A 26,364-nucleotide genomic window follows, 5' to 3' on the forward strand; every position below is an offset into this window, starting at 1 on the left:
GTTGGTCATCACCGAGCCCTGCGCTTCCATCACGGCGGCAGAGACGATGTTTTCCGACGCGATCAGCTCGATCTCGTCGCGCTGACGGCCCAGCTCGGACGTGATCGAGCCGAAAAGCTCAGGATCACGGTCCGACAAAGACTGGGTGAAAAAACCGGTGTCACGGAGATTGGCGTTCATGATAGCTCCAAATGTCTGGGGTATTGCTTGCGGATTTCCTATCGGAAACCCTGCCGAGGCAACAGCTTTAAAGCGACGAATTGCGCGGCGTGGGCGTCAACTCTGGCCTATTGGGGAAAGGTATGTTTGTTTCGGAACCAAATGTGCAGCACCGGAAACCGGAAAAAATGAAAAAGAGAATCGCTTTTCTCGCAAGCGAGGCTGACGTCGCGCAATCAGCCCGCGAAGTCCTGGTCGCCAAATACGGAAATGCGGCACCGCGCGATGCGGATGTGGTGGTGGCACTGGGTGGCGATGGGTTTATGCTGCGCACGCTCAAGAACATGCAACACCTCGATGCGCCGGTATACGGGATGAACCGAGGGACCATCGGGTTCTTGATGAACACCTATTCTGACACCGATCTCTTGGAACGTCTCGATGATGCCGAGGTGGAGGTCATCAACCCTCTGGCCATGCGCGCCATGGATCAATCCGGGAAACTGCATGAGGCGCTGGCGATCAACGAAGTGTCACTGTTGCGCGCGGGTCCGCAAGCCGCGCGTCTGAAGATCAGCGTCGATGGCCGCGAAAGGATGGGAGAGCTGGTCTGTGACGGCGCGCTTCTGTCTACGCCTGCGGGATCGACAGCGTATAACTATTCGGCCCATGGTCCGATTTTGCCGATCGGGGCGGATGTGTTGGCCCTGACCGCGATTGCTGCATTTCGACCCCGTCGGTGGCGCGGGGCCTTGTTGCCCAAAACCGCAACAGTTCGCATAGACGTGCTGGATGCCGAGAAACGCCCGGTGATGGCCGATGCCGATTCTATTTCCTTTCCTGACATTGATTGGGTCGAAATCTGCTCGGAATCAGAAATCACCCATCGGATTCTGTTCGACCCCGGACATGGCCTTGAAGAGCGCCTGATTTCTGAACAATTCACCTAGAATTCCGTCAGTTTTGAAAAATAATTTTTCCTTGTGTGAACAAGTTCACATGCTGGTGAGCGTGCAATAGGTATTGTGATCTTGCTTGGAGAACACGCTTAGGTGGGAGTGAGTGGCCACCAAACAGCGTTTTCGACATACTTGCGCATTTTTTGCGCTGGCGAGGGTGGGTGGTGCCACGCTCGTTATCTGAAATCCAGGCATATTTAAGCAAGCGGACCCCGGGCACAAAAACCCGGGGTCGATTTTTTTTGGGGGGTCAGTCGGAGCGGGACATTTGTTCCCAAAGAGGTTTGCACATCTGCCCGACCCGCGCCTCGATCGCCGCCCCCGCCTCGACCGCCAGATCTTCACGCCAACGACGCGCTGCGATCTGAACACTGATGGGCTGCAGGCCGTTGGGCAATTCTGCCAGTCTTGCCGGAACGCAGGCGGCGGGCAGGCCAAGGAAGTTCATCGCATAGGAATAGACCGCGCAGCCCAGAACCTCATGCACGCCCTCGGCCCCTTCGGTGTCGCGGTCCGGCTTGAAAAAGGGTTGAGGCAGGAACGGCGACAGGACCAGAGGGTAATCTTCAAGGAAGAGGGACCATTCACGGGCATAGTGGCTGCGTTTGGCGAGCATGCGCAGCAGCTCAGTCTCGACGATGGGTGGGAATTCTTGAAAATAGACCTCGAAGATATCCTGGATGGTTTGGGAACCGGCCGCCTGGATATCGGATTTCAACAAGGTCAGAACTTCGCCCATCAATGTGCGGTATCCGATGCGACCGCATTCGAAGACATCTGGGGGGTCGATCTCGTCGACCTGATAGCCCGCATCGACCAGCGCGTCGCGCGCAGTGTCCAACGCCTTTTCGACCTCTGGGTGCAGGGCGTATCCGAACGTGTTTTTGGTAAAGGCCACTTTGATCGGGGTGTCCGGGGCCTCGCCCCGCCATGGCAGAGGAACATGAAACGGGTCGCGCGGGTCCGGGGCGATCAGGCTGGGCATCGACAGGGACAGGTCGGCTGCAGACCGGGTGATAAGGCCCTGAACGGACATGGATTGGGCGAGTATTCCGCGCTCGGCCGTTTGGCTGGGGTTCCAGGCGGGGACGCGACCAAGGCCGGGTTTGACTGTAACCGCCCCGTTGGCGGCAGCCGGAAACCTGAGGCTTCCGCCAATGTCATTTCCATGCGCCAAAGCGCCAATCCCGGCCATGACGGCCGCCCCGGCACCGCCCGACGACCCTCCGGCCGAGATATGACGCCCCCAAGGGTTATGCGTGCGCCCAAAAAGCGGATTATCGGTGTCGGCGCGGAAGGAAAACTCGGGCGTGTTGGTCCGGCCAATCACGATGGCACCGGCGTTTTGAAGGTTTGATACAACAGGCGCGTCATCAGGGGCGATAACATCTTTCAGCGCCACGACCCCGTTTGTGGTGGCGTGGCCCTTTTGATCGACATTGATCTTGATGGTTACCGGCACTCCGTGCAGCAGCCCGGTCGGTTTCCCAGCTGCCCGTGCCTGATCCAAGGCGCGCGCGCGTTGTAAGGCCTGTTGGCTCAGGTCCTCGACCACAGCATTCAGATCGGGATTGACGGCATTCATGCGAGAGATGGAGGATGCAACAGCGTCCTCAGCGCTCAGATCACCGTTGCGGGTCAGGGTGGTCAGCTCAGTGGCGCTGAGTTGCCAGATTTTGCTTTGAGTCATGGGCCCTCACTGTCTTAGCAAGACAGTAAGGGGCATGTTCCAGGTTGCAAGAGGGGGCTCGGGTTACTGAGCGTAGCCAATCGTCTGCAACGCGTCCTTGATCTCGTCCAAGATGGCGGGATCGTCGATAGTCGCGGGCATCTTGTACTCTTTGCCATCTGCAATCGACACCATGGTGCCCCGCAGGATTTTGCCCGAGCGGGTCTTGGGCAGGCGGTCTACAACCACGGCCAGCTTAAAGGCAGCCACCGGGCCGATTTTGTCTCGGACCATCTTGACGACTTCGTTCGACACCTCGGTATGGTCACGGTCGGCACCGGTATTCAGACAAAGGAAACCCACCGGCATTTGGCCTTTCAACTGATCCGACACCCCGATCACGGCACATTCGGCGACGTCAGGATGGGCGGCCAGGACCTCCTCCATCCCGCCGGTCGACAGGCGGTGGCCCGCCACGTTGATCACGTCATCGGTGCGCGCCATGATATAGAGGTAACCGTCCTCATCGATCATGCCCGCATCGCCGGTCTCATAGTAGCCGGGGAAGTGGTTCAGGTACGAGCTTTTGAACCGCTCTTCGGCGTTCCACAGCGTCGGCAAAGTGCCCGGAGGCAGCGGCAGTTTGACCGCAATCGCGCCCAGTTCACCCGGTTTCAGCGGATAGCCACCCTCGTCTAGGATCTGAACGTCATAGCCTGGCATCGGCTTGGCCGGAGATCCCAGTTTGATGGGCAGTTCCTCGATCCCCAGCGGGTTGCCTGCTATGGCCCAACCGGTCTCGGTCTGCCACCAGTGGTCGACGATCGGAACGTTCAGCGCATCCTGTGCCCAGGTGATGGTATCGGGGTCGGCGCGTTCGCCTGCGAGATACATGGCGCGCAGGCCGGACAAGTCGTATTTGCCTATCAATTCGCCCTTTGGGTCTTCACGCTTGACGGCGCGGATCGCGGTGGGGGCGGTGAAGAAACTGCGCACGTTATGTTCGGAGATGACCCGCCAGAAGGTGCCCGCGTCGGGGGTGCCGACAGGTTTGCCCTCGAACACAATAGTGGTGTTGCCGTGGATCAGCGGGGCATAGCAGATGTACGAGTGGCCAACGACCCAACCCACATCCGAGGCGGCCCAGAACACATCGCCCGGATCGACGTTGTAGATATTTTTCATCGACCAGTTCAGCGCCACCAGATGCCCGGCGGTCGGACGCACAACGCCTTTGGGCGCGCCCGTGGTGCCTGAGGTATAGAGGATATAGGCCGGATCATTGCCCGCGACCGGCACGCATTCGGCAGGTTCGACGCCGTATTGGAAGCCATGCCAGTTGAAGTCGCGGCCTTCGATCAGCTGTGCGACTTCCTGTTCGCGCTGGAAGATGACGCAGAACTCGGGCTTGTGGCTGGCCAGGTCGATGGCACCGTCCAGCAGAGGTTTGTAGTGAACCACGCGGCCGGGCTCCAACCCGCAGGAGGCGGCGATGATGGCTTTAGGCTTGGCGTCGTCGATCCGTACAGCCAGTTCGTTGCTGGCAAAGCCGCCGAACACCACCGAATGCACGGCGCCCAGACGGGCACAGGCCAGCATCGCTTCGAGCGCTTCGGGGATCATCGGCATATAGATAATGACGCGATCGCCTTTTTCGACGCCCTTGGCGCGTAACGCACCGGCAAGCGTTGCCACTCGGTTCCGCAACTCGACATACGAGATTTCGCGCTTGGTATGGGTGATAGGGCTGTCGTAAATGATGGCGGTCTGTTCGCCACGCCCGTTTTCCACGTGGCGGTCGACGGCGTTCCAGCAGGTATTGACCTGCGCATCGCTGAACCATTCGTACAGAGGGGCGTTGTCGGCAAACAGGGCTTTAGTGGGGGTCGAGACCCAATCAATGCCTTTGGCGGCATCCATCCAGAACGCCTCGGGGTCGTTTTTCCAGCTATCGTAAACGTCTTGATATGCCATCAGGCCCTCCTCCCAAAATCACTGCAATTGTTGTTAGGCAGCGATAGGGCAGTGGGCAAGCGGCGCGAGTGACGGCGCGTCAGTTTATCGCAAAATATTTGCAGGATGGCCAAAAACAGCCTGCAAATTTTTGCAAACCTCAAGATTTTATGGAATTTAGCAGGCCGAGAATAGGGTTTTTGCAAATCTGCAAATTTATGAGTGCAAAAGGGCGTAGGCCGAGTCGGGCAGCCAGACACCCATTGGATGTCTGGCGTTGACTGGGCCGTTCTAGCCGTAGTGGGTTACGGGCGTGCCCGCGATCGCTGCCATGTTCAGCAGCCCCCTTGAGGTGATCGAAGGGGTCACGATATGGGCCTTGTTGCCCATGCCCATCAGGATCGGACCAACTTCGATTCCGTCGGCTTTCATCTTCAGAACGTTGCGCACGCCACTTGCGGCATCCGCATGCGCAAAGATCAGGACATTCGCGGCACCCTCAAGGCGTGAGGCGGGAAAAATACGCTCGCGCAGTTCGGGGTTGAGGGCCGTGTCTAGGTTCATCTCGCCTTCATAAGTGAAGTCGCGCGGTTCGCTGTCCAGAATGGCAATTGCCTCACGCAGTCGCTTGCCCGAGCCTTCAGCTTGGTTGCCAAATTGCGACTGCGAGCAGAAGGCAATCTTGGGCTCCAGCCCGAAACGCCGCACGTGGCGGGCTGCGCCCAGGGTAATCTCGGCCAGTTCCGCCGGATTAGGTAATTGCCGTACATGAGTGTCGGCGATGAATAGCGGGCCGTCCTCGAGAATCATCAGCGACAAAGCCCCGTGTGGGCGCAGGTCAGGGGTGCCCAGAACCTGTTCGACGTAATTCAAATGCCAGCGGTATTCACCGAACGTGCCGCAGATCATGCTGTCGGCTTCGCCGCGGTGAACCATGATTGCGCCAATCGCGGTAGAATTCGTACGCATGATCGCCTTGGCCAGATCGGGTGTGACGCCGCGGCGCTGCATGATCTGGTGGTATGAGTTCCAGTAGTCGTAGTAGCGCGGATCGTTTTCCGGGTTCACGATCTGCAGATCCTTGCCAGGACGGACGACCAGGCCGAGACGCTCACAGCGGGCCTCGATCACTTCGGGGCGGCCAATCAGGATCGGAGTTTCGGTCGTTTCCTCAAGGATGGCTTGCGCGGCGCGCAATACGCGTTCGTCTTCGCCCTCGGCGAAGACAATCCGGCGGCTTGAGGCTGCGGCGGCCTCGAACACGGGACGCATCAACAGGGCAGACTTGAAGACGGTCTGGTTCAGCTTTTCCTTATAGGCCTCAAGGTCGTCGATCGGACGTTTGGCAACGCCGCTCTCCATTGCGGCCTTGGCGACCGCCGAAGATACGATCCCCACAAGGCGTGGATCGAAGGGTTTAGGGATCAGGTAGTCCGGGCCAAACGTCAGTTGCTCACCCTTGTAGGCAGCGGCGGCCTCGGCGCTCGTGGTGGCGCGGGCCAATTCGGCAATGCCTTCGACGCAGGCAATCTGCATCTCGTCATTGATCTCGGTTGCGCCGACATCCAATGCGCCGCGGAAGATGAATGGAAAACATAGCACGTTGTTGACTTGATTGGGAAAATCGCTGCGTCCGGTCGCGATGATCGCATCAGGCGCGACTTCACGCGCGGCTTCGGGCAGGATTTCGGGCGTCGGGTTGGCCAGAGCGAAGATGATCGGGCGGGCGGCCATTTTCTCGACCATCTCGGGCGTCAGAACATTTGGGCCGCTTAGGCCCAGGAACAGATCGGCCCCACCAATCACGTCGTCCAGTGTGCGAAGGTCGGATTTCTGGGCGAACTGATCTTTGTGCGGATTCATATCCTCGGCACGACCCTCGTAGACCAGCCCGTGAATGTCGCACAGCCAGATATTCTCGCGCTTGACGCCAAGTTTGACCAGCATGTTGAGGCAGGCAATCCCGGCCGCTCCACCACCGGTCGAAACGATTTTTATGTCCTCGAACTTCTTGCCGGCGACGTGCAGTGCATTGCGGGCCGCGGCCCCGACAACAATGGCGGTTCCGTGCTGATCGTCGTGAAAAACGGGGATGTTCATGCGCTCGCGACACAGCTTTTCGACGATGAAGCAATCGGGGGCTTTGATGTCCTCAAGGTTGATTGCGCCGAAGGTCGGCTCTAGCGCGCAGACGACATCGGCCAGTTTTTCGGGGTCGGGCTGGTCGACCTCGATGTCGAAGCAGTCGATCCCGGCGAATTTCTTGAAAAGGACGGCTTTGCCTTCCATCACCGGTTTCGAGGCGAGGGCACCGATATTGCCTAGACCTAGAACAGCCGTTCCGTTCGACACCACTGCCACAAGGTTGCCGCGCGCCGTATAGTGTTCCGCGTTCGAGGGGTCGGCCTTGATCTCAAGACTGGCCTCGGCCACGCCCGGCGAATAGGCGCGGGCCAGATCCCGGCCGTTTGCCATCGGCTTTGTAGCCTTGATTTCAAGCTTTCCGGGCTTGGGATGGGCGTGATAGTCAAGCGCGGCCTGCCGCAAGCTGGGTGTGTCAGACATCGGCGGTAAAGCTCCCTTCAAAATTTGATTTAGCCTTAAACTATTTTTTTCGACTTGGCTATGCCGCGTCTGAAGCTTGGCAAAACCCGACCGTTTCCTTGATTAATTGTCGCAAAATTTTTACAAACCGCAAACTCCTGCGAATTGCTCTGAGATCCCAAAATGCCCAACGACCTCAAAATGACATCTTCCGAGGTGTTCCCGCCATCCCGTTTCCGCTTTGGGGTGGACCGGTTCTGGTTCTGGGCTGCGCTCGGCGTTGCGGCTTTGATCCTCGGGTGTATCGCCTTGTTCCCCTTGCAGGCTGAGGTGTTCAATCAGGAAGGCGGATTGATCGAGACGATCTCGGCGGCTGGCTTGTTTACGGCTGGGGTAGTGGCCTTGGTCAAATATCGAGGGCTAGCGCGGCTTTACATCGGCGTGGGGTGCCTGCTTCTGGCGGAGCGTGAGCTTGAGGCGGATATTTACGCCGAAGGCTCTGTGCCATTCGGGGTGCTAAGCGGCTTGGACGGTCTGCTGGACATGACGCTCGTGCGTGTCGCCCTGGCGGTCGTCGTGCTGGGGGGTGTGCTTTGGCACGGCATTCCCAACGCGTGGCGGGCGGTCAGAGTTCAGGCGCCGTTCCTTGCGATCTTTGTGCTTGCCGGGGTGGCCGCAGTTGTGGCGCAGGGGCTCGAAGAAATCTCGGGCCTGTATGAGGCCACGATGTCCTCGGTTATGAAGATACGGCTGTTTGTTCTGGAAGAAACGCTCGAGATGTATTTTTCGATTGGCATTCTGGCGTCGGTTCTGATCGGATGGCCGAAAGAACCGACTGACGAGAGCTTGCATGACCCAGACAGCGCACGCGGCGAGCACCCGCGCTGAAATCCGTTTACCTACGCAGGAATTGCGCGACGATATTCCGTTCTATACCAAGGTTTTGGGGATGCAGATGGATATGATCTATCCTGCTGACGATCCTCGAACTGCCGTTTTTTCCGGCCATGGCCTAAGGGTGCGGATCGAGAAGGATGCGCCCGAAACCCCCGGCACCTTACGCATTCTGACTGAAAACCCCGAGGGGTTTGCCAATGGCGACCGGGTTCTGGTTGCACCGAATGGCACGCGTATAGAAATCGAAGATCTCGATCCCCCTCTGGTGATGCCCGAAACGGTGCATTCCTTTGTCGTGCGCAGGCTCAAGGACCAAGCACCGTGGATCATCGGGAGGGCCGGGATGCAATATCGCGATCTGGTGCCGGATCGTTTGGGCGGGTCGATCATTGCAAGTCATATTCGCATCCCTGATGGTGGTCCCGTGCCGGATATGGTGCATTTCCATAAGGTCGGGTTCCAGCTGATCTTCTGCATCCATGGCTGGGTCGATGTCGTCTACGAGGATCAGGGCGACAAATTGCGTCTGACCGCCGGGGATTGCTTTATCCAACCGCCGGAAATCCGCCACCGCGTGCTGGAAGCCTCGGACAATGTACAGGTGATCGAGATCGGCGTTCCGGCCGAGCATGTCACCGAAATAGATCACGAGATGGAACTGCCGACGCCGCATTTGCGTCCCGATCGGGAATGGCAGGGGCAGCGTTTTGTCTACAATCAGGCAAAAGATGCGGATTGGGTGCCGTTCCGGCTGCCGGGTTATATCTGCCGCGACACTACGATTGCCGAGAACACCAAGGGCGTTGCCGGTGTTCAGGTCGTCCGGCGCGGGCAGGGCGAGCCGGTCTGGGCCAGCCACGACACCGACATCCATTTCACCTTCGTCATGAACGGAGAGGTCACTCTGGAGGGCGAAGGCCGTGACCCCTATCAACTGGAGCAAGGGGATGCCTTTGTGATACCACCGGGTATGCGTACACGCTTGTCGCAGCCCTCTGACGATGTGGAACTGCTCGAGGTGACGTTGCCGGGGGTGTTCAAGACGGTTCTGGAATAAATGCGCGGTGGGGCTTCTAATCGCCCCTCGTTTTCCGATAGGGTCTGAATTTCTGACCAACTGATCAAAAATGGGGAATCGCCATGTCGCTTAAAGATGCCGCCTTGAAGGTCCGCGAAAACGCCCATGCGCCTTATTCGAACTTCAAGGTGGGCGCGGCGATCTTGTCGGGATCAGGGACGCTCTATGTTGGATGCAACGTAGAAAACGTGGCCTATCCCGAAGGCACCTGTGCCGAGGCGGGCGCAATTGCCGCCATGGTCGCCTCAGGCGAGACCGAGCTGGCCGAGGTCTATGTCGTCGCCCAAAGCCCGCAGCCCGTGCCGCCTTGTGGTGGCTGCCGTCAGAAACTGGCCGAGTTCGGCGCGCGGGATGTAAAGGTCACCTTGGCGACAACCGACGGCGCCGAGTTGGAAACCACGATCGGACAGCTTTTGCCCGGCGCATTTGACGCCTCGCATATGCAGGACAGCTGATCGCATGGATGCCCGTTCGATCATCGTGAAATTGCGCCGAAGCGAAGTACCCACCGGGCCAGAGCTTACGTGGTTTGCCCAAGGTCTGGCCGATGGCAGCGTCAGTGACGCGCAGGCTGGGGCCTTTGCGATGGCCGTCTGCATGGGCGGGCTGGGCGCGCAGGGCCGTGCCGACCTGACCGTGGCGATGCGAGACAGTGGTGACGTGTTGCGCTGGGATCTGGATGGCCCGGTGATCGATAAACACTCTACGGGCGGTGTGGGCGATTGCGTCAGCCTGATTCTGGCTCCGGCTCTGGCCGAATGTGGGGCTTATGTGCCCATGATCTCGGGCCGTGGGCTGGGCCACACGGGGGGTACGCTGGACAAGCTTGAGGCGATTCCGGGCGTCACCACTCAGATCGGGCAAGAGCGTCTGGCGCAGGTATTGCGCGACACAGGGGCCGCTATTGTCGGCGCGACGGGGCAGATCGCGCCTGCGGACAAACGGCTTTATGCGGTTCGGGATGTGACGGCGACGGTGGAAAGCCTCGATCTGATCACGGCCTCGATCCTGTCCAAGAAACTGGCGGCGAGTCCTGATGCACTTGTGCTGGATGTCAAAACCGGCAGCGGTGCGTTCATGAAAACCATTGAAGACGCGCGCGAATTGGCTCAGGCGCTGACCGCGACTGCGAACGCCGCCGGATGCCGAACCTCGGCCGTTATTACCGATATGAACCAACCTCTGGCCTCGGCGCTGGGCAACGCCTTGGAGGTGGCCGAGGTCATGAAGGTTCTGACCGAAGGAGGAGCGTCTCCTCTGGCCGAAATCTCTGCCGAGTTGGGCGGGGTGTTGCTGGCGGATGCAGGTATCTCTGAAACAGTAGATCAGGGCCGCGCCAAAATCGCCGAGATCATTCGGGATGGCCGCGCTGCAGAACGGTTTGGCCGCATGATGGCCGCGGTTGGAGGCCCTGTGCAATTTGTTGAGACGTGGTCGCGGTTCCTGCCCGAAGCCAGTGTGATCACCGAGGTGGCAGCTCCGTGTGATGGATACATCACCGCCATTGACGGCGAAGCTTTGGGGCTGGCCGTGGTAGCGCTTGGCGGAGGGCGTCAGGTGGAAAGCGATGTGATCGACCCGGCGGTGGGTTTGTCAAACATGGTACGGCTGGGCGAGTGGGTCACAAAAGGCGCGCCTTTGGCAGCCGTTCACGCAGCACGCGAGGACGCGGCGGCTCAGGCGTCCCAGAGCGTATTGGCGGCGATCACGATCGTAGATACTCCGGTTGCCGTGCCCGATCTGGTGCATGAGAGGATCACGGCATGAGCCGCGCCTTTCTCGTCGTGATGGACTCGGTCGGTATCGGCGGGGCACCTGATGCGGGCGCGTTCTTCAACGGGGAGGTGCCTGACACCGGGGCCAACACACTGGCCCATATCGCTCAAGCCTGCGCCGAGGGGCGGGCTGAGGACGGGCGCAGCGGCCCGCTTGCAGTGCCTCATCTGGATGCGCTGGGTCTGGGTGCTGCGACGCGACTAGCCTCGGGCGACACAACGCCGGGGTTGGCGGCTCAACCGACTGGCCTGTGGGGATGCGCGCGCGAACTGTCGCCGGGCAAGGATACGCCCTCGGGCCATTGGGAACTGGCGGGGCTGCCCGTGCCGTGGGATTGGCATTATTTTCCCGACAAACAGCCTGCGTTTCCTCCCGATCTGAGCCAAGCAGCAGCGCAAGCTGCAGGAACCGAAAGTATTCTGGGCAATTGCCACGCATCTGGAACAGCCATCATTGCCGAACTGGGGGTCGAGCATATGCGCACCGGCTGGCCGATCTGCTACACGTCCGCTGACAGCGTGTTCCAGATCGCCGCGCATGAGGAAAGCTTTGGCCTCGATAACCTGCTTGCGATGTGCCGAACGCTTGCGCCGCGTCTGCATGAGATGAAGGTGGGCCGTGTAATCGCGCGCCCGTTTCTCGGATCGCCCGAAGAGGGGTTCACCCGCACAACGAACCGCAAAGACTTTGCCATCTTGCCGCCCGCGCCGGTGCTGACGAACTGGGTTCAGAACGCAGGCCGCCGCGTGCACGCCGTTGGCAAGATCGGAGACATTTTTTCGATGCAGGGCATCGACACGCTGCGCAAAGGCTCCGATGCCGAATTGATGGTGCACCTGTCCGACCTGGTGGATGAGGCCGAGGATGGCAGCCTGAGTTTTGCCAATTTCGTCGAATTCGACAGCCTCTACGGTCATCGTCGCGATATCAGCGGCTATGCCCGTGCGCTGGAATGGTTTGATCGGGAAATCGGAGCCATCCTACCAAAATTGCGCCCGGATGACATGCTGGTGTTGACGGCGGATCACGGCAATGACCCCAGTTGGAACGGCACCGACCACACCCGTGAACAGGTGCCGGTCTTGGTGGTCGGGAAAGGTTCAGGCCAGCTCGGTCAGATCCATTTCGCCGATGTTGCCGCCAGCATCGCCAATCACCTGAACGTACCGGCGCAAGGGCCGGGAAAGAGCTTTCTATGAGTGTCGCAGACCTTCCGAAGATCGAATTGCACCTACACCATGAGGGCGCCGCACCGCCCGCATTCATCCGGCAATTGGCGCATGAAAAACGCATCGATCTGAGCGGTATCTTCAAGCCCGATGGCAGCTACGACTTCCGCGACTTCTCCCATTTCCTCAGCGTCTACGAGGCCGCGTGTGAGGTCCTCAAATCGCCCGAGGATTTTCGCCGTCTCACCTTGGCGATCCTTGAGGAAAGCGCCGCCAATGGCGTTGTGTATTCCGAGACCTTCCTCAGCCCCGATTTCTGCGGCGGTGGCGATCTGCACGCGTGGCGCGACTATCTGAACGCCATTCAAGATGCCGCCGATCAGGCCGAGCGCAAGTTCGACATCACTCTGCGCGGCGTGGTCACCTGTGTCCGCCATTTCGGCCCGGATCAGGCCAAGATCAGCGCCCGGTGCGCTGCGGAAACCGCAGGCGATTGGATCACCGGTTTCGGCATGGGCGGAAACGAATCCATCGGCACCCAAGGCGACTTCAAATGGGCTTTCGATTGCGCCCGCGAGGCCGGTTTGCGCCTGACCACCCATGCAGGTGAGTTTGGCGGTCCAGAAAGCGTGCGCGACGCGGTTCGTGACTTGGGTGTTGAACGTCTCGGCCACGGCGTTCGCGCCATTGAAGACCCGGATCTGGTGCATGAACTGGTCGATCGGGATGTCACGCTTGAGGTCTGCCCGGGATCAAACGTGGTTCTGGGACTCTACCCCGATTTCGCAGCGCATCCGATTGCGCGGTTGCGCGACGCAGGGGCGAAAGTCACCGTTTCAACGGATGACCCGCCATTTTTCCATACCACAATGCGGCGTGAATATGAGATGTTGCAGGCAGCCTTTGATTGGGGCGCCGAAGACTTCGCAGCCCTAAATGAAACGGCCCTGAACGCCGCCTTTTGCGATGAAGACACCCGTGCGCGGGTCAAGAAAAGACTGGAGAACACATGAGCGAACACCTGACCGTCGTTGACCACCCGCTGGTGCAGCACAAATTGACGCTCATGCGGGACAAGGGGACCTCGACCGCTGAGTTTCGTCAGTTGCTGCGGGAAATCACGCTGTTGCTGGCTTATGAGGTGACCCGCGAGCTTAAGCTGACCACCCGCCATATCGAAACACCGATGGAGGAGATGGACGCGCCCATTCTGGCTGGCAAGAAGCTGGCCCTCGTCTCGATTCTGCGCGCCGGGAACGGGATGTTGGACGGGGTGCTGGAACTGATCCCTTCAGCCCGCGTGGGGTTTGTCGGGCTTTACCGCGACGAAGAGACGCTGAAGCCCGTTCAGTACTACTTCAAAGCACCGGAGGGCCTGAAAGACCGGTTGGTCATCGCCGTGGACCCGATGTTGGCCACCGGCAACAGCTCGGCCGCAGCGATTGATCTGCTGAAAGAGGCAGGCGCGACCGAGATCTTGTTCCTCTGCCTGCTGGCGGCACCAGAAGGGGTTGCCCGCATGAAAGAGGCCCATCCGGACGTGCATATCGTTACTGCCGCGCTGGATCGTGAGCTGAACTCGAAGGGCTATATCATGCCCGGTCTCGGCGATGCCGGAGACCGTATGTTCGGCACGAAATAAGCCGGATCACTCGCTGCAGATGTTTTGAAGCTGGACCCAATCGCGGTCCGGCAACACCTGTTCCAGCGTGCGTCCGGCCATTGGGTCGGCCTCGATCAGGCCCAGAACCGTTTCCCCGGTCACATCCCGCGCATAGGCATATGGGGTCGAGGGCAGGGCGGCCTGTGCAAAAACCGACAGCAGTGCTTCATCTGTCAGAGACGGACGAGGTTCCGTCAGGACTTGCTCGGTATAGCTGTCGACGATTTCGGGAGTCAGGCCCCCGGTCGTCAGTAGGCGAAAGGCCGATGAGGCGCCGGTTCGGTCCAGAACATCATCCAACGGGTCTTGTGCCGCAATACGGGCGCGCTCAGCGATGACATAGCCAGCGGCCACGGCGGGGTCTTCATGATCTTCGACCAGGGCCCGGTTCAACAAGACCGTCCCGCCCGGCAGGCTGAGGCTGTCCTGCACTCCGGCGGGCAGGATGATGATCTGCCGCACGCCCGTGCGCTTGGCCAGACGATCCAAGGAGGCCTGTGCATCGCGTGAGGCGCAGGCTCGTCCCGAAACCCGCTCGATTCGTTTCAGAATCTCGTCGCCGATGTCCTGCCGTTTGACCTCGGGCACGACCGAGACCACGTGGTTTTGCAGCGCCCCCGGCAACCACAACAGCAACACGGCCAAAACCGCGGCGACGACGCCTGCAACGCTGACCCAGCGCAACCGGCCGGGATGCGGGCGCGAGCGGTCGATGGCGCGTTGCAGCCGGTCGATAGCCTCGAGCATCGTCTTTTCGCTTTCGGCCAGTTCCAGCGTTTCGTCCGGATCGCCGTCTGGGTTGAAAATCGCAGGAAAACTGCCCGGATTCTGCCGCTCCAACGCGGCCAGAGACCAGTGCGTCAGCGCCCGGTCGTTGAAATCCGAGATCGTCAGGGTCGCCTCACCGATTGAGACCACAACCTCGCGCCGCTGTTCATCGGGCGAGGAGCGCCACAGACCGGTGGCTTCGATCCGCTGGTACTGTTTCAGGGCCGTCATCTGGATTGGGCTGCTCGTGTTTTTCTTTTGCCAAAGCATAGCATGTGGAAATCGCAGGGCGCAAACCTGTTGCGCAGGCTTTCAGAAATATGCTGGATGGCACAAGCGCTGTTGCGCGCATCTAACCCGAGGCAGGACATGCAGCCAGGCAAAGAAACGCTCCCCTTTTTGGCCTCGGTGCTGATGGTCTCGGCAATGGCCATTCTTGGTGTGATCGACAACGTGGTGATCCTGCTGGCCGAAACCATCGGGCTGTGGCAGTTCCATCTTAGCCGTGCTGTTTTGATGTTGCCTCTGATCATCGGACTGTCCCTGTTGGGGTTGGGAAGTCTGAGGCCAAAACGGCTGCGATTTGTCTTGCTGCGCAGCGTTCTGATCGCGACGGGCATGCTGTTCTATTTCGCCTCACTCGCCTTGATGCCGATTGCTCAGGCTCTGGCGGGCTTGTTCACCTCGCCGATGTTCGTGCTGCTGATCTCGGCATTGGGTCTAAAGCAAGTCATCGGGCCATGGCGCATCGGCGCGGTCCTGCTGGGGTTCGTGGGCATCCTGTGCGTGTTGCAACCCAACCCGACCGAGTTCGATGTGAGGACCTTTTTGCCGGTTGTCGGAGGGTTCTTCTACGCGCTCAGCGTGATTGTCACGCGGACCTATTGCTCGGACGAAAGCACAGTCGCTCTACTGGCCAACAACATGCTTGTTCTGGGCGTTGCCGGGGCCATCGGCTTGATCGTTTTCACGGCCTTTCCCGCATCCGGACCCGACGGTCCCGAAGGCTTTGTGACCCGTGGTTTGGTCTTCGATATGCGCGCTGCCTTGCCATGGGTCGCGGTGCAGGCCGTCGGGTCCACCGTGGCCGTTTTCATGATGATCAAGGCCTATCAGGTCGGGGAACCCTCATTCGTTGCAGTGTTCGAATATTCGATCATGATCTTCGGCCCTCTATTCGCCTGGGTCGCCCTTGGACAGACGATCGGAATGATGCAGATCTTTGGCATTGGTCTGATCGCAACAGCCGGCGCAGTTCTGGGCTGGAGAGCCAGGCGCGCGGCCCCAGAGCAGGAGGTTGCATGATCATCTCTCGCGGTCGCCGCTACGTGTTTGTGCATATACCCAAGACGGGGGGAACCTCGCTGGCCTTGGCGCTGGAGCAGCGGGCCATGAAGGATGACATCCTGTTGGGAGACACGCCCAAGGCCCTGAAACGGCGGCGGCGCGCCAAGGAACTGACCGCGCGGGGAAGGCTGCACAAACACGCGACGCTTGCGGATATCGACGGGGTGTTGCCGGACGGTGAGCTTAAGGCAATGTTTGCCTTCACGCTGGTTCGCAACCCGTGGGATCGCATGGTCAGCTACTATCACTGGCTACGTTCTCAGAGCTTTGCTCATGAGGCCGTCACCCTGTCGCAGCAATTGGCGTTCGAGCCTTTTGTCTTGCACCCAACCATTCGTCGTTCTTTTCAGGACCATCCGGCGCGGCGCTACATGACCCGCGCGGATGGGGGTGAACAGTGCCAACTGTTCATACGGTTGGAACAGTTCGAACAGGACGCGCAGCCTCTGTTTCGCCATCTGGGGTTTGAGGTGGAATTGCCCCATATCAACCCCTCGGACCGGCAGGCGGATTTTCGGGCGTACTATTCCGACAGATCTGCCCAATCCGTGGCAGAAGCCTGCGCAGAAGACATCCAGAGATTCGGCTACGCTTTTGACGCAACGTCCGGCTCATAGTTTCCGATTGGTCGATAAACCCACTTCTGCACTGCTTTCTGTTGCGGGAAACCCCTCGTTTTAGCCCAAATTTGGCGTAAATACGGCCAAACTAAGACGGAAAGCCGCTGCGCCTGCTATCTCTTGAGATGTGAGTATTTGTGCCAAAAGGGGGTTCGGCACGTGTTGGAAGTAGTGAGTTTTTCGGATGTTTCCGAGTATCATGACGATGCGGATCTGCCAGTTGCGCTGGACGCAGTGTCATCGCGCAGAGGAGGGTTCCTGCACGGAACCAAAATCGCGACCACCAGTGGATGGAAGCTGATCGAACGTATCGCCGCTGGCGATCTGGTTCGAACGCTGGATCACGGTTTCAAGGAGGTCCACAGGGTCTCGACCAGTTGGGTCAATATCCCGGCAGGTGAGAGGCGGTCGGCCCATCTACCCATCTTTGTGCCTGCGCGGGCGGCCTATAACGGGCGCGCGGTTTGGTTGATGCCGGAACAGGGCGTCGCGCTGGATCGCGGCAAACTGGACCTGACGGATCAAGGTGTTTCTGTTTTGCCTGCGCGGGTTCTGGACGGCGCCTGTCGGTTATCATCGCAATCTCCGGGATCGTCGTTCGAGGTCACAACACTGTTCTTCGATCAGGACGAGGTGATCTATATCGAAGGTGGTTTGCAAGCCTATTGTCCTTCAGGGCGCTTCAGCCGCACGTCAGGTCAGGCAAAAGAGTATGCGGTGGCCGACGAAGACGCTGCGACTGCGTTGGTCGGTGCGCTTGCTGCAAGTGGTGAGATTTCGGCACTGGCGAACCCATTGGGCGCTTTGCCTGCTCCGATCCCGACGGATCCGATTTTCCCGATCCGCCCAGCGGCGGGTATTCGTAGGCCCGGACGGCCGGGTCGACCAAATGCGCCGGTTCTGTTTCTCCGGCCTGAATGGCAAACCGCTCCGGCTGTTCAGTAAGGAAGACGCAGGCGCAATGGGAGTTGCGCCTGCGTCGTTGTTTTAAGCGGCTTTGGCGTCCGGGTTGAACCGGCCGTAGAAGCTTTGACCTTTTTCAGCCATTTCACGCAGCAGGGGCGGGCAGGCGAAACGCGCGCCATAGGCCTCGGCCAGTTGATCGCAACGCTCGGCCGCGTAGGGCGTGCCGATGATGTCCAGCCAGCTGAGCGGACCACCGGACCAAGGCGCAAAGCCCCAACCCAAAATCGCGCCCACGTCACCTTCACGGATGTCTTCCAGAACGCCTTCTTCCAGCGCACGGACCGCTTCCAGAACCTGTGCGAACATCAGACGTTCCTGCACCTCGATCAGGTCTGGCTGCGTCTCGGCCAAGGGGTACTTGTCCTGCAGACCCTTCCAATATTCGACGCGCTTGCCCTTTTCGTCATAGTCGAAGAAGCCGGCATTGGCCTTGCGACCCAGACGGCCCTGTTCCTCCATCCAGAAGATCAGATCGTCCGAGGGGCTTTCGGGATAGGCATTGCCCATCGCCGCCTTGGTTGCACGTGCAATCTTGGCACCCAGATCAATCGAGGTTTCATCGGTCAGCTGGATCGGTCCGACCGGGAAGCCCAACTGACGCGCCGCGTTGTCGATCAGGATCGGGCTGACGCCCTCGGTGATCATGCGCGCACCTTCGTTGATATAAGGGATGATGCAGCGGTTGGCGTAGAAGAAGCGTGCATCGTTGACCACAATCGGTGTCTTCCGGATCTGGCGCACATAGTCCAGAGCCTTGGCGACGGCGCGATCACCGGTTTCCTTGCCCTTGATGATCTCGACCAGGAACATCTTCTCAACCGGTGAGAAGAAGTGGATGCCGATGAACTGCTCGGGCCGGATGGAGGCTTTGGCCAGATCGGTGATCGGCAGGGTCGAGGTGTTCGAGGCAAAGATGCAGTCCTCGGGGATGATCGCCTCGACCTTTTTGGTCATATCGGCCTTGACGCCCGGGTCTTCGAACACGGCCTCGATAATCAGATCGCAGCCTTTCAGATGCTCCAGATCGGGGGTGGCGGTGATCTGCGCCAACAGGGCCTCTTTTTTCTCAGCCGTGGCTTTGCCGCGCTTGATGCCCTTGTCCATGTAGCTTTCGGAGTAAGCCTTGCCCTTGTCAGCGGCAGCCTGATCACGGTCGATCAGAACAACCTCCATCCCGGCCTGCGCCGAGACCAGAGCGATACCGGCACCCATCATGCCAGCGCCCAGAACGCCGACCTTTTTAACGCGCTGATCGGCCACATCTTTGGGGCGAACCGCGCCTTTCTCCAAGGCTTCCTTGTTCAGGAACAGCGACCGGATCATGGCCGACGACGAGGGATTCATCAGGACGTTTGTGAACCAACGCGCCTCGATCTTCAGGGCGGTGTCGAAGTCGACCAGCGCACCCTCGTAGATCGAGCTCAGCAGAGCCTTGGCCGCCGGGAAGGCGCCTTGTGTCTTTCCGTTCACCATCGCGTTGGCACCAACGAAAGTCATGAAGCCAGCAGGGTGGTAGGGCGCGCCGCCCGGCATTTTGTAGCCCTTGGCGTCCCAAGGCTTGACCAGATCGGCGTCCTTGGCGTTCAGAACCCATTCCTTGGCTGCTGCGACCGGATCGTCCGAAACATCGTCGATCAGCTGTGCGCCCTTGGCTTTCTTCGGGTCCATCATCTTGCCTTCCAGCAGGACCGGAGCGGCTGCCATCGCACCAACCATACGGCTATAGCGCATGGTGCCGCCACCGCCGGGGAAGATGCCCAGCAGAATCTCGGGTAGGCCGATCTTGGCTTTGGCGTTTGAGGTCATGACACGGTGATGACAGGCCAGTGCGATCTCGGTCCCGATACCGGCGCAGGTGCCGTTGATGGCACAGGCGATCGGTTTGCCGCCTTTCTTGGTCTTGGGGTCCATGCCCGCCAGTTCCATCTTGCGCAGGATGTGGTGGCCGCCCATGACGAAGTCGAACAGCGCCTGCGCCGGTTCGTCGCCGGCCTCCTGACGGATGGTGGCGAGGGTATTCAGGTCCATGCCACCCGCGAAGGAGCCTTCTTTGCCCGAGGTGATCACGATCCCTTTGATCTCATCATCGTTCAGGGCCTGATCGATCAACTGGCTGACCTCCTGAAAGGCCTCGCGGGTCAGAACGTTCATGGATTTGCCCTGGGCGTCCCAGGTCACAAAGGCGACGCCGTCTGCGTCTTTGGTCAGAGTGAAATCAGTCATTGTCATCTCCAATCTGGTCAGCCGTCAGTGGGCTGCCGTCTTTCCGGGTGAAAGAGAATCCGTTCTCATCGTCCTTCACCATCATGTCTATGTCGCTGTAGTAGCCGGTCTCGGTCGGGGTCCGTGTGCCCACCACCAGAAAGGTCGCGGGCGCATCTGTCTTGTTCACAAGGTGATGGCCGTTGGCCTCACCGGCTGGCCAAGCGGCGCAGTCGCCGGGCAGCATCTCATGCTCACCATCGTCATCGATCAGCACGCATTTGCCGCTGAGCATAATGGCAAACTCGTCCTGCTCCATGTGGTAATGGCGCAGCGAGGACAAAGCCTGCGGTTCCAGCCGTACGATGTTAACCCCGAACTGGGTCAGCCCGCCTGCATCTCCGACGCCCTGGTTGAAACGGCCTCCGACCGCCTCGGCCAGTTTGCCGGGATAAGACGAGCCACCCTTGAACGGGATCTGAGAGAGATCCAGCTTGGGCATCAGACCCGCTCGATAATGGTTGCCGCACCCATGCCGGACGCAATGCAGAGCGTTGCCAGACCGGTTTCCTTGTCTTGACGCTCAAGCTCATCCAGCAGCGTGCCGATGATCATGGCACCGGTTGCACCCAGCGGGTGACCCATTGCGATCGAGCCGCCGTTGACGTTTACCAGCGCCGGATCGACGTCGAACGCCTGCTGGAAGCGCAACACGACCGAGGCGAAGGCTTCGTTCACTTCGAACAGGTCCAGATCGCTGATTTTCATGCCGTTGTCGGCAAGGATTTTCTCGGTTACCGGAACCGGGCCGGTCAGCATGATGGTCGGGTCGGTGCCGATCTTCGCGGTTGCCTTGATACGGGCGCGCGGCTTGAGGCCGTATTTCTCACCGAATTCCTTGTTGCCGATCAGAACAGCGGCCGAGCCGTCCACGATGCCCGAGCTGTTGCCCGCGTGGTGGATGTGGTTGATCCGCTCCAGATGCGGGTATTTCAGCATCGCGACTTTGTCGAAGCCGGGCATTTGCTCACCCATCATCTGGAAGGACGGGTTTAACGCGCCGAGGCTCTGCATGTCAGTGCCGGGGCGCATATATTCGTCGCGATCCAGAATGGTCAGGCCGTTTTGGTCTTTGATGGTGATGACCGACTTCTCGAACCGGTTGTCTTCCCAAGCCTCTGCCGCGCGTTTTTGAGACTCTACGGCCAGTGCGTCGGCGTCGTCACGGCTGAACCCATACTCGGTCGCGATGATGTCGGCCGAGATACCCTGCGGTACAAAGTAGGTGTCCATTGCCAGCGTCGGGTCTACGGCAATCGCGGCACCGTCGCTGCCCATGGCCACGCGGCCCATCATCTCAACACCACCAGCGATATAGGCGTCGCCCGCGCCGCCTTTAACCTGGTTCGCGGCCAGGTTCACGGCTTCCATGCCCGAGGCGCAGAAGCGGTTGATCGCAAGACCGGGGATCGACTGGTCGAGGTCAGAGGCCAGAACCGCCGAGCGCGCCAGACAGCCGCCTTGCTCCATGACTTGGGTGACGTTGCCCCAGATCACATCCTCAACGGCGTGGCCTTCGAGGTTGTTGCGTTCCTTGATCGCGTTCAGGGTCAAGGCGGACAGGCGCACCGAGGTTACCTCGTGCAGGCTGCCATCCTTACGGCCCTTGCCGCGCGGAGTGCGCAGGGCGTCATAAATGTAAGCTTCGGTCATGGGTCTTCTCCTTAAGCTCGATCCGACGGGTTGCCGGGCATCAGGTCATAGGGGTGTTTCCAGCCGGGCTGCTCGGATAGGCGAGTCAGCCAGGCGTCGATGTTGGGCCAGTCGGCGCGGTCAAAGCCGAATGGTTCGGGATAGTAGAGGTAGCCGCAACAGCTGAGATCGGCGTTTGTCACGCCGTCCCCAACGATCCAGTCGCGGCCCTCAAGGTGGTTGTTCAGAACATCGTAGGCCGCTTTCAGACGGCCTTGGTTGAAGGCAATCACATCGGCATTGCGGTGTTCTTCTGGCAGGAAGTTCATCAGAAACCGCGTCATGCCGGCCATCGAGCTGAGTTTGTGGTTGTCCCACAGCACCCAGCGAAAGATCTCGTAGTTCTCTTCCCGTGTCTTGCCGCCGAACTTGCCGGATTTCTCAGTGACATAAGCCTGAATCGCACCAGATTGGGAGGTTTTGAAATCACCGTCGATCAGGAAGGGCGCTTCGCCCATTACGTTGACGTCCGAGCGGAACTCGGCGCTGCGGGTGACGCCTTTGAAGAAATCGACAAAGACCGGCTCCCACTCGAGGCCCGACATTTCCAGCGCCAGAGCGGCCTTGTAAGAATTGCCGCTTTCACCGAAGCAGTGCAGTTTTATGGTCATGCGGTCGCCCCTCCCGTGGCGTTTTGTGCAACTTCCGCCCAAGCTTTTCGGCCTTGGTGCCTAGCGCTTGCGTGCCTCCAACTCGGAATTGAAGAGGCGCAAACGATGGGTCAGGTTGTCCTCATCAATGACGCTGTTGAAGTTCTCGAACAGAAAAGACAGCGCTTCACCTTCATCCAACCCGGCCTCGCGGGCGAAGCCGCGGAGTTTGCGATAGCCGTCCTCGGTCATGGCGACCGGGAAACGGCGGGTCAGGCGAAAGCGTTTCGGCATTCTGTCTCCTCCGAATAGTAGGGCCCGAGCTGTGATGCCCGAGCCCAGACTTTGATCAGAAGTTCGCCGCGTCCAGAACCATCACAGTGTCTGCGCCGGTCTGAATGCGGGAAAGATGCATCGCAGTCGCGGGCAGGCGGCGGGCCATATAGAACCGGCCGGTGTTGATCTTGGTCTCGTAGAACTCTTTGTCCGTGGCCCCACCGTCCAGCGCGTCTTGAGCGGCCTTGGCCATCTGCGCCCACATCAGGCCCAGGCAGACATGACCGAACATGTGCATGAAGTCATAAGACCCGGACAGAGCGTTATTCGGGTTCTTCATGCCTTCCTGCATGAAGTACATGCCAGCGGCCTGTAGATCCTTGGACGCCGCTTTCAGCGGTTCGATGAAGGCTTTGTCATAGGCTTCGTTCTGGCCTGCGTTTTCCTTGCAGAAGGTTTTGACCATTTCGAAGAACGCCATCACGTGCTTGCCGCCATCCTGCGCCAGTTTACGGCCCACAAGGTCAAGCGCCTGAACGCCGTTCGCGCCTTCGTAGATCATCGCGATACGGGCATCACGGGTGTATTGCGACATACCCCATTCTTCGATGTAGCCATGGCCGCCATAGACCTGCTGCGCCTGAACGGTCATGTCGTAGCCTTCGTCCGTCAGGAAGCCCTTGATGACCGGTGTCAGCAGTGAGATCAGCCCATCTGCGTCCTTGTCGCCCGAGCGGTGCGCCTTGTCGATCATTGTCGCGCCCCACAGGATGAACGCACGCGCGCCCTCGGTGAAGCTTTTCTGATCCATCAGGTTGCGGCGGATGTCGGGGTGAACGATCAGCGGATCGGCGGGGCCGTCCGGGTTCTTCACACCTGTTACGTCGCGGCCCTGCAGGCGGTCTTTGGCGTATTCAACAGCGTTCTGATATGCAGCTTCGGCCTGCGACAGGCCTTGCATGCCCACACCCAAACGCGCTTCGTTCATCATGGTGAACATGGCGCGCATGCCTTTGTGTTCGTCACCCAGCAGCCAACCGGTGGCCTCGTCATAGTTCATGACGCAGGTCGAGTTGCCGTGGATGCCCATCTTCTCTTCAATCTTGCCGACCGAAACACCGTTGCGCTCACCCGGGGTGCCATCTTCGTTCACGATGAACTTGGGCACGATGAACAGCGAAACGCCCTTAATGCCCTCGGGGCCGCCGGGGATTTTCGCCAAAACCAAATGGATGATGTTGTCGGCCATGTCGTGATCACCGGCCGAAATAAAGATCTTCTGGCCCGAGATTTTATAGCTGCCGTCGCCCTGAGGTTCCGCCTTGGTGCGCATCAGACCCAGATCGGTCCCGCAATGCGGCTCGGTCAGGTTCATGGTGCCGGTCCATTCACAGCTGATCATGTTCGGCAGGTATTTGTTCTTCTGCTCGTCCGAGCCGTGCGCCAGAATGGCCGAGGCCGCGCCGTGGGTCAGGCCCTGATACATAGTGAACGCCTGGTTCGCGCCCGAGAACATCTCGCCCACGGCCGTTCCAATCACGTAGGGCATGTTCTGGCCGCCATACTCTTCCGGCATGTCGAGGCCAGTCCAGCCGCCTTCTTTCATCTGCTCGAAGGCATCCTTGAAGCCTGTGGGTGTGTAAACGATACCGTTTTCCAAACGGCATCCTTCGGTGTCGCCGACAACATTCAGCGGGTGAAGAACATTGCTGGCAACCTTGCCAGCTTCTTCCAGAACGGCACCGGTGAACTCGGCCTCTAGTTCGTTGTAACCCGGAATGTCAGAGTCCGAGATTTTCAGGACATCATGCAGGATGAACTGAGTGTCTTTGGTTGGCGCGTTGTAGACGGGCATGTGAAGCTCCCTTAATTCATATGTCCGGAGGGCGGGGCGAAGTTATTCGGCCGCCTTCTTTTCCTGTTTCATCGAGGCGATAACTTTCTCGCCCCAGCGCAACTGCTCTTTCAGATCGTCGATGGCCTGTGTCAGCTCTTCACGGCGCGATTCCATATCGGCGAGACGCTCGCACGCGATTTCATAGGTGCGCGACATCTGGGTCACCTGCTGGTCGCCCACGTGATACAGGTCCAGAAGCTGGCGAATCTCCTCAAGGCTGAAGCCAAACCGCTTGCCGCGCAGAATCAGCTTCAGCCGCGCGCGGTCGCGTTTGGTGAACAGACGCTTCTGACCCTCGCGGATCGGAAACAGAAGTTCCTTCGCCTCGTAGAACCGCAAGGTGCGGGGCGTGACATCATAGGTCTCGCACATTTCACGGATGGTCATCAGATCTTCGGTCATTCGTCATACTCTCGTCACTGGCGTCGTCCGAATAGAGTTGCGCAGTTGCTGGACGCTTTACAACATGTAGGTGACGTTTACGTAATCCAGACGCTGCGTCATTTCTAAGTTGACGTAACTTCCAGTCGCGTAATGACGGGTTTTGCGAAATTTTCTTTCCCTAGGGGCAAGGGAAATTCGCCCTCAGACTGGTCCGAGGACGCGATTCCAAGGTGCTTTGATTGGTCTCATCAGAACCCAAACGGGCAGGGTGTTCTACTTGATGGACTTGGCCGTTTGGTCCCGAAGCTGTTTGAGGGCATCCATCGCCTCGTCCAGCTGGGCGCGCTGCTGACGCAGCTCTTCCATCTGGCGATCCGCCATTTCCACGAAGGTCGCCATCTGAGCTTCGTTGCCTTGATCTTCGTAGATCAACAGCCATTGGCGAATTTCTTCCAAAGGAAACCCGAATTTCCGGCCGCGCATGATCAGGGTCATGCGGGCGCATTCTCTGGGGCCATAGTACCGGGATCGCCCTTCACGATCGGGCTGCAAAAGCTCGATATATTCGTAGTAACGCAGAGTGCGCGGAGTCACGTCGAACTCGGCACACATCTCTTTGAATGACAAACGGTTGTCGGACATTCGGGGTCTCCTCGGCAGCAACCTAGGACGTCATGCGAACAAGCGCAACAGGTGGGCTTGCCCTTTGATCGGATGGCGGCTCATAAAGGGGCAAGACAACAGGATATGATCATGGTCGACAAAGCAAAGCTAGCCCGCCAGTTTATCGAAGCCATTCCGCATGCGCGCGCGATGGGCCTTCATCTTAGTCAGATCGGGGAAGGTGAGGCCGAGATAACAATGCCTTACAACGAGGATCTGATCGGAGATCCGCGCACGGGCGTGATCCACGGCGGCGCGATTTCAACCATCCTGGATACCTGCTGCGGGGCCGCAGTCATGAGCCACCCGTCTTCTCCGGGTGGAACAGCGACGATTGATCTGCGCATCGACTATATGCGCGCTGCCACGCCGGGGCAGAGCATCACTGCAAGGGCCAATTGCTATCACATCACCCGAAACGTCGCCTTCGTGCGCGCAACGGCGATGGATGACGATCTTGACCTGCCAGTAGCGACCGCCTCGGGGTCTTTCACGGTTGAGGGGAAGTAATATGGCCCGTTCCCGTCCCGAGCCCATGCAAGTGGTCAAACAACGGCGCGACGCCGCCTTGCGCGCATTGGTCGATGGCGTGCCCTATATCCGGTTCCTCAATATCAGTTTCGACCGGCGCGGGGATGAACTGACCGGCGTGCTGAACTTTGACGAGAAACTGATCGGGAACCCGTTTCTTCCAGCCCTTCATGGTGGCGTTACCGCGGCGTTTCTTGAGGTCACTGCAGTGATCACGCTGAGCTGGGAGCATATGTTCTCGGACATCGAAAGCGGCGAAATTGATGCCGAGGCCATTGTCACGGATGAATCGATCCGCTTTCCCAAAACTATCGACTTTACGGTCGACTATTTGCGTTCGGGTCTGCCGCGCGATGCCTATGCGCGCGCCTTTGTGAACCGGGCCGGACGGCGTTACGCCTCGGTTCGAGTTGAGGCCTGGCAAGACAACCATGCCAAGCTGTTTGCACAGGCGACGGGGCATTTCCTGATGCCGCAACAGCCCCGCGACAAGGGCTGAGA

The 26,364-nt window shown here is 59.3% G+C and carries 25 protein-coding genes and 1 pseudogene; 13 read left to right on the forward strand and 13 right to left on the reverse strand.

Annotated elements, in window-relative coordinates; all coding sequences use genetic code 11:
* Window positions 1–180 (reverse strand): annotated as a pseudogene (gene glyA / locus ACR0NO_RS11590) (serine hydroxymethyltransferase); the annotation flags it as partial.
* A gap of 122 nt (window positions 181–302) precedes the next feature.
* On the opposite strand from glyA, the gene ACR0NO_RS11595 reads away from it, so the two are divergent.
* Window positions 303–1,109 carry an NAD kinase gene (locus tag ACR0NO_RS11595; protein WP_170374288.1) on the forward strand — a complete coding sequence of 269 codons (807 nt, stop codon included), beginning with the start codon at window positions 303–305 and terminating at the stop codon, window positions 1,107–1,109.
* Window positions 1,110–1,368: 259 nt separating this feature from the next.
* On the opposite strand, the gene ACR0NO_RS11600 is transcribed toward ACR0NO_RS11595, so the two are convergent.
* From ACR0NO_RS11600 to ACR0NO_RS11610, 3 genes are all read right to left on the reverse strand, one after another.
* On the reverse strand, window positions 1,369–2,808 hold the full coding sequence (locus ACR0NO_RS11600; RefSeq protein ID WP_480724043.1) for an amidase family protein: 1,440 nt from the start codon (window positions 2,806–2,808) through the stop codon (window positions 1,369–1,371).
* 63 nt (window positions 2,809–2,871) lie between these two features.
* Complete coding sequence (gene prpE, locus ACR0NO_RS11605) at window positions 2,872–4,761, reverse strand: propionate-CoA ligase PrpE (protein WP_480724044.1); 1,890 nt, start codon at window positions 4,759–4,761, stop codon at window positions 2,872–2,874.
* 270 nt (window positions 4,762–5,031) lie between these two features.
* A complete protein-coding gene (locus tag ACR0NO_RS11610) occupies window positions 5,032–7,305 on the reverse strand; it encodes an NADP-dependent malic enzyme (RefSeq protein WP_480724045.1) in 2,274 nt (757 codons plus the stop codon).
* Between the two features lie 162 nt (window positions 7,306–7,467).
* Between ACR0NO_RS11610 and ACR0NO_RS11615 the strand changes: the two genes are divergently transcribed.
* From ACR0NO_RS11615 to upp, 7 genes are all read left to right on the forward strand, one after another.
* The gene (locus ACR0NO_RS11615) at window positions 7,468–8,172 is read left to right on the forward strand and encodes a hypothetical protein (RefSeq protein WP_480724046.1); all 705 of its coding nucleotides are present in this window, start codon (window positions 7,468–7,470) and stop codon (window positions 8,170–8,172) included.
* Entirely contained in the window at window positions 8,135–9,238 is a 1,104-nt protein-coding gene (locus ACR0NO_RS11620; protein ID WP_480724047.1) for a cupin domain-containing protein, read from the forward strand. Before ACR0NO_RS11615 ends, ACR0NO_RS11620 begins: the two co-directional genes overlap by 38 nt.
* Window positions 9,239–9,321: 83 nt before the next feature.
* A complete protein-coding gene (locus ACR0NO_RS11625) occupies window positions 9,322–9,714 on the forward strand; it encodes a cytidine deaminase (protein ID WP_170465629.1) in 393 nt (130 codons plus the stop codon).
* 4 nt (window positions 9,715–9,718) lie between these two features.
* A complete protein-coding gene (locus tag ACR0NO_RS11630) occupies window positions 9,719–11,026 on the forward strand; it encodes a thymidine phosphorylase (RefSeq protein ID WP_480724048.1) in 1,308 nt (435 codons plus the stop codon).
* Complete coding sequence (locus tag ACR0NO_RS11635) at window positions 11,023–12,234, forward strand: phosphopentomutase (RefSeq protein ID WP_480724049.1); 1,212 nt, start codon at window positions 11,023–11,025, stop codon at window positions 12,232–12,234. Before ACR0NO_RS11630 ends, ACR0NO_RS11635 begins: the two co-directional genes overlap by 4 nt.
* A complete protein-coding gene (locus tag ACR0NO_RS11640) occupies window positions 12,231–13,217 on the forward strand; it encodes an adenosine deaminase (protein ID WP_480724050.1) in 987 nt (328 codons plus the stop codon). Before ACR0NO_RS11635 ends, ACR0NO_RS11640 begins: the two co-directional genes overlap by 4 nt.
* Window positions 13,214–13,846, forward strand: coding sequence for a uracil phosphoribosyltransferase (gene upp / locus ACR0NO_RS11645; RefSeq protein ID WP_170374268.1), 633 nt, complete (start codon window positions 13,214–13,216; stop codon window positions 13,844–13,846). Before ACR0NO_RS11640 ends, upp begins: the two co-directional genes overlap by 4 nt.
* 6 nt (window positions 13,847–13,852) lie before the next feature.
* Here the strand turns inward: upp and ACR0NO_RS11650 are convergent, their stop codons facing one another.
* Window positions 13,853–14,866: a hypothetical protein gene (locus tag ACR0NO_RS11650; RefSeq protein ID WP_480724051.1), complete on the reverse strand. Its 1,014-nt coding sequence runs from the start codon at window positions 14,864–14,866 to the stop codon at window positions 13,853–13,855.
* A gap of 42 nt (window positions 14,867–14,908) precedes the next feature.
* Here ACR0NO_RS11650 and ACR0NO_RS11655 point away from each other — a divergent pair, with 42 nt between their 5' ends.
* The 3 genes from ACR0NO_RS11655 to ACR0NO_RS11665 all read left to right on the forward strand — a co-directional run bounded on the left by ACR0NO_RS11655 (window position 14,909) and on the right by ACR0NO_RS11665 (window position 17,547).
* Complete coding sequence (locus ACR0NO_RS11655; protein ID WP_480724052.1) at window positions 14,909–15,940, forward strand: DMT family transporter; 1,032 nt, start codon at window positions 14,909–14,911, stop codon at window positions 15,938–15,940.
* Window positions 15,937–16,599 carry a sulfotransferase family 2 domain-containing protein gene (locus ACR0NO_RS11660; RefSeq protein WP_480724053.1) on the forward strand — a complete coding sequence of 221 codons (663 nt, stop codon included), beginning with the start codon at window positions 15,937–15,939 and terminating at the stop codon, window positions 16,597–16,599. The genes ACR0NO_RS11655 and ACR0NO_RS11660 overlap by 4 nt, the downstream gene beginning before the upstream one ends.
* Window positions 16,600–16,761: 162 nt before the next feature.
* Window positions 16,762–17,547 carry a Hint domain-containing protein gene (locus ACR0NO_RS11665; protein ID WP_480724054.1) on the forward strand — a complete coding sequence of 262 codons (786 nt, stop codon included), beginning with the start codon at window positions 16,762–16,764 and terminating at the stop codon, window positions 17,545–17,547.
* A 42-nt stretch (window positions 17,548–17,589) separates the two neighbouring features.
* Here the strand turns inward: ACR0NO_RS11665 and ACR0NO_RS11670 are convergent, their stop codons facing one another.
* The 8 genes from ACR0NO_RS11670 to ACR0NO_RS11705 all read right to left on the reverse strand — a co-directional run bounded on the left by ACR0NO_RS11670 (window position 17,590) and on the right by ACR0NO_RS11705 (window position 25,311).
* On the reverse strand, window positions 17,590–19,791 hold the full coding sequence (locus tag ACR0NO_RS11670; protein ID WP_480724055.1) for a 3-hydroxyacyl-CoA dehydrogenase NAD-binding domain-containing protein: 2,202 nt from the start codon (window positions 19,789–19,791) through the stop codon (window positions 17,590–17,592).
* The gene (locus tag ACR0NO_RS11675) at window positions 19,784–20,272 is read right to left on the reverse strand and encodes a cupin domain-containing protein (protein ID WP_170374257.1); all 489 of its coding nucleotides are present in this window, start codon (window positions 20,270–20,272) and stop codon (window positions 19,784–19,786) included. The genes ACR0NO_RS11670 and ACR0NO_RS11675 overlap by 8 nt, the downstream gene beginning before the upstream one ends.
* A complete protein-coding gene (locus tag ACR0NO_RS11680) occupies window positions 20,272–21,483 on the reverse strand; it encodes an acetyl-CoA C-acetyltransferase (RefSeq protein ID WP_170767050.1) in 1,212 nt (403 codons plus the stop codon). The genes ACR0NO_RS11675 and ACR0NO_RS11680 overlap by 1 nt, the downstream gene beginning before the upstream one ends.
* 11 nt (window positions 21,484–21,494) lie before the next feature.
* Window positions 21,495–22,133 carry a glutathione S-transferase family protein gene (locus ACR0NO_RS11685; protein ID WP_480724056.1) on the reverse strand — a complete coding sequence of 213 codons (639 nt, stop codon included), beginning with the start codon at window positions 22,131–22,133 and terminating at the stop codon, window positions 21,495–21,497.
* Window positions 22,134–22,193: 60 nt separating this feature from the next.
* Window positions 22,194–22,406 (reverse strand): hypothetical protein, encoded by a 213-nt coding sequence (locus tag ACR0NO_RS11690; RefSeq protein WP_170374251.1) that lies wholly within the window; start codon window positions 22,404–22,406, stop codon window positions 22,194–22,196.
* Window positions 22,407–22,461: 55 nt separating this feature from the next.
* Window positions 22,462–24,243, reverse strand: a complete 1,782-nt coding sequence (locus ACR0NO_RS11695; RefSeq protein ID WP_480724057.1) for an acyl-CoA dehydrogenase C-terminal domain-containing protein — start codon at window positions 24,241–24,243, stop codon at window positions 22,462–22,464.
* A gap of 42 nt (window positions 24,244–24,285) precedes the next feature.
* Window positions 24,286–24,687, reverse strand: coding sequence for a MerR family transcriptional regulator (locus ACR0NO_RS11700; protein WP_170374246.1), 402 nt, complete (start codon window positions 24,685–24,687; stop codon window positions 24,286–24,288).
* Window positions 24,688–24,942: 255 nt separating this feature from the next.
* Window positions 24,943–25,311, reverse strand: coding sequence for a MerR family transcriptional regulator (locus ACR0NO_RS11705; protein ID WP_170374244.1), 369 nt, complete (start codon window positions 25,309–25,311; stop codon window positions 24,943–24,945).
* A gap of 111 nt (window positions 25,312–25,422) precedes the next feature.
* Here ACR0NO_RS11705 and ACR0NO_RS11710 point away from each other — a divergent pair, with 111 nt between their 5' ends.
* The gene (locus ACR0NO_RS11710) at window positions 25,423–25,842 is read left to right on the forward strand and encodes a PaaI family thioesterase (protein WP_170465671.1); all 420 of its coding nucleotides are present in this window, start codon (window positions 25,423–25,425) and stop codon (window positions 25,840–25,842) included.
* Between the two features lies 1 nt (window position 25,843).
* Window positions 25,844–26,362, forward strand: a complete 519-nt coding sequence (locus ACR0NO_RS11715; protein ID WP_170374239.1) for a PaaI family thioesterase — start codon at window positions 25,844–25,846, stop codon at window positions 26,360–26,362.
* Window positions 26,363–26,364: the final 2 nt, after the last annotated feature.

Source organism: Ruegeria sp. CL3 (assembly GCF_056536505.1).